Annotated in this window: 1 protein-coding gene; it reads right to left on the reverse strand. The window is 60.2% G+C overall.

The features are described 5' to 3' along the window. The coding region (locus tag BN4575_RS20640; RefSeq protein ID WP_141689912.1) for a hypothetical protein at positions 1–389 on the reverse strand (389 nt) is incomplete at its 3' end. Positions 390–470: the final 81 nt, after the last annotated feature.

The following is a 470-nucleotide window of genomic DNA, read 5'->3' on the forward strand; positions in this document are numbered from 1 at the left end:
AGGCTCGCATCAATGAAGTACGAGAAGAGCCCGTCATCGTGGCTCTCGCCGAGAAACTCCGTGAGACGGCGCTTTACCCTGGAGCTCAACCTGCTGTTCATCAGGAGGTCCAAGATGATCGCGGAGGTGAATATCTCATCCGGCATCTCGATGCGGGACGTGAAATCCGGCGCCCGGCTCAGAGTGGCCTGGTAGCAGCGGTCGACGTCGAAGGTCTGGCTGAGGTATCGATAGCCCCGGTCGATCGGGTCTTCATCTCTCCTGCCCAGCGCGCTCAGCCGCTTCAGTATCCCTGCCTCACCCTCTCGCGGGCTCAACACGTCGGCTTGTGTCGAGCACATGCCAACGGTTGACTGTCCTTCGGTGTGGGACGCGCGATCGCTCAGCATAGACGACCCTCCTGCTGCATGCTGCGGATGCTGACAGCTCCGTTCAGTCCACGACAAAATCGCGGAACGAACCACCGATGT

The sequence above is a fragment of the Aeromonas sp. EERV15 genome, assembly GCF_900079845.1.
GTDB lineage: Bacteria > Pseudomonadota > Gammaproteobacteria > Enterobacterales > Aeromonadaceae > Aeromonas > Aeromonas sobria.